Source organism: Mycobacterium sp., from assembly GCF_036488105.1.
Lineage (GTDB): Bacteria > Actinomycetota > Actinomycetes > Mycobacteriales > Mycobacteriaceae > Mycobacterium.
This window is the reverse complement of record NZ_DASXHW010000427.1, coordinates 1-2,745: the sequence shown is the minus strand read 5'-3', so window position 1 is coordinate 2,745 and position 2,745 is coordinate 1. Positions and strand designations below refer to the sequence as shown.

Sequence of the window (2,745 nt, the reverse complement as noted above, 5' to 3'; positions counted from 1 at the left end):
TCCGTCGCATTGATGTAGTCATAGTAAAACCACACCGGTATGACATGCGTAAACTCGTCATTGTTGTATCCCCTGGCAACCCACGTACCACCCTGTTCCTGATTCGTGACAGGGATCTCGATGACGTAGTTGTCGGCGACGAAATACGAACCGCTGTTATTCGGGTAGACGGGCGTGCTCCCGTACTCGATGCGGACGCCTACCAGGCCGGACGGGCCGGGCGGGAAGACTATCAGAATCTGGGTGACCTTAGACCACCCGAGGTTGATGCCAACCGAATGAGTCTGCGCGCCGGTAGTCGGCGCGATGATCAGGTTGTATGCCGCTACAACATCCGTCATGTGATCATCCCCTAGCGGAGATACCCGAACGGGAAATGCACGCACAGCCATAGAAAGAAGCACACCAGGACCACCGACAATGCGACATGCAGCGGCGTCCACTCCGCAAAGTCCAGAGGATGCGCGAAGTCGAGCTTTTCCGCGCCCCACACCTGACGGGACAGGGTGTTGGCCGTATTGACCGCAAGCCAGTACACCTCAACCCCGCCGCCGACGAACACCCATGTCAGCCAAAACCAGCCCCATGCGGTAACAGTTGACACGGTAACGCACCTCCGGGTGGGAGCTACAGAAGAACTGCGAGAAGGTTGAAGATAGCCGGGACTGCAATGCAGTTGATGCTGACACCGCCACGGCAGTAGACGCCAGGGTATCCGTACCACTGGTTTGACACCCCGTACCCAGCAAGCTGCAGCTCGGCTACGGCGTTCGTTCCGTCAAGAATCTCGTAGTCCGCGAGCGTCGATCCGGGGTTACGCCCGCTCCATCCGAGAAGTAGGCACGGTGACGAAACAAGCTGGGTAATCCCCACCTGAGGGAGAAACGGGAATGCCGTGGCAGGAACGCCCACGGCAATCTCGACTTCGACTCCGGACACTGGCTAGGCCAGCTCGGCCAGGATGAGGGTGACGTTCTGCGCGGCGTGCGCAGAGTTGTCGGTCTGGTAGACCAGTGTCGACCCCTTGTTATTGGCGGCGATGATCGGGATGAACGGCTTCCCCGTCGCCCCGGACATCTTCAGGAAGAAGTCCCGCGTCACCTTCGGGTCCGCGACACCCGGCCCGCCGACCTTCAGGTTCGACGTGTCCTGACCGGCCACCGCGACTGCCAGAACGCTCGACGCCGTCTCATACCCAAGCAGGGCGTAGTCGGCGTTCGCCTGGAAGTTGTCGAACAGCGAGTTGATCGCGTTGCCCGCCGAGTACGCGCCGATCGCCCCGACCGCACCCAAGGCGACGTCGACGCCGCTGATGTTGCGGATGCGGGAGCTGATGTCCGACCACTGCGCGAGCCGAGGGGCTGCGCCCGGAAGGTCGTCATACCAGGTGACGGTGGAGATCGCGCCCGTCCCCGCGCCGGTCAGGTCGATGCTGACGGTGGGGGTGTCACCGGAGTACATCGGCTGCTCTATCTCGTAGGGCAGAAGCGGGTCGATGGTGTTCGCGAGAGTGCGGAGACGGATGCCCTGGTTATTGTCGTGCATCCGGGGCGACTTGACCGACACGAAGTCGGCGAGCGCCGACTCTGCCCAGATCTCTTCCAGGTAGCAGCCGCCGTTCACGAAGTTGGCGATGTTGAAGGTGTCACCGGTCATGGGGGTGACGATGCCCGTCCCCGCGCCTGCCCCGGTGAAGAAACCGGAGTTAAGAACGTATGCCTGCGGCATGTTGACTCTTCCCGTTGTCTCTGGCGATCCGGCCGGTTAGCTCGCGCCCGTCGCGGTCTTCTTGAACTTCGCGTTGTAGCGGATCATGGCCGTGGCGCGGGCGATGCCATCCTCCAGGGTGACGTTCGGCATCTTGTCGATCGTGGACACGCCGTTCTGCAGGTACGGAAGCCACTGATTCATGAAATTCAGGACCTTGTTCTGCTTGGCCTGCGCACCCTGCGCGACACGGGGGACGCCGATGTTGATGTAGCTGTTCTGCCAGTCCGCGAGGCTGACGGCCGCCACGTTCGTCTTGAACTTCTGCTGTGCGGCAGTGACGCGCGCCAGCCACTTGTCAGCGGCAGCAGCCGCCGCCACACCGGGAGCCGTCTGCACCGCCTGTGCTCCGGCCGTCATGCGGGGGGTCGCCGAACTGAGGTTGGAAACCCACTTGGCCGTGGCCGTGGCGGGAGTCGAGCGTACCGGCATCTCATGCCCTTTCGTCGAAGATCAGGAAGGCGGGCAACCGGCGGGACGGTCTGCGGAGTGACGTCCCGCCGGTCTCATGCGCCCACCCGGCACAAGCCAGCGTACACCCCTGCATGACGCATCAGGTAGAGGCTAACTAACAAGTTAATTCGGTGTCAGGTAGGTGGGTGGCCGCACCATCCCTGAGAAGCGCGCGCATCATCCCCGCAAGGCGTCGCTCATGGCCATCGCCCGACCGATCGTGAATCTCGGTTGCGTTGGCCGCAGACTGCTTGACGCTGCACTCCAAGCACTGAGGCGCACGGCAGTCGCGAATCCTCCGGTTGGTCGCCACTCCGCAGTGGCGGCACGGCAGCAAGACCTTCACGAGATATGCCATGCGTCATAATTTACACCTCCCTACCTGGCAATGTCTGAGCTGGCTTTGCCTTTCGGAGTCAGGTACGCAGAACCTTTTTCGATTTAGGCCACTGACCTGCGGCCATACGCCGACTAGGGTCGGCTTTCTTTCTACGCGACGCGGGAGGGCGGGAGGCGGGAAAGGGC

General features: G+C 62.1%; 4 protein-coding genes. All 4 read right to left on the bottom strand.

What is annotated here, in order from left to right; genetic code table 11:
- Positions 1-341: hypothetical protein (locus VGH54_RS22545; RefSeq protein ID WP_331514326.1), on the bottom strand; the 341-nt coding region annotated here is incomplete at its 3' end.
- Positions 342-352: 11 nt separating this feature from the next.
- Positions 353-604 (bottom strand): hypothetical protein, encoded by a 252-nt coding sequence (locus VGH54_RS22540; protein WP_331514325.1) that lies wholly within the window; start codon positions 602-604, stop codon positions 353-355.
- 338 nt (positions 605-942) lie between these two features.
- Positions 943-1,656: a hypothetical protein gene (locus tag VGH54_RS22535; RefSeq protein ID WP_331514324.1), complete on the bottom strand. Its 714-nt coding sequence runs from the start codon at positions 1,654-1,656 to the stop codon at positions 943-945.
- A gap of 108 nt (positions 1,657-1,764) precedes the next feature.
- Positions 1,765-2,199 carry a hypothetical protein gene (locus VGH54_RS22530; protein WP_331514323.1) on the bottom strand — a complete coding sequence of 145 codons (435 nt, stop codon included), beginning with the start codon at positions 2,197-2,199 and terminating at the stop codon, positions 1,765-1,767.
- Between the last annotated feature and the right edge of the window lie 546 nt (positions 2,200-2,745).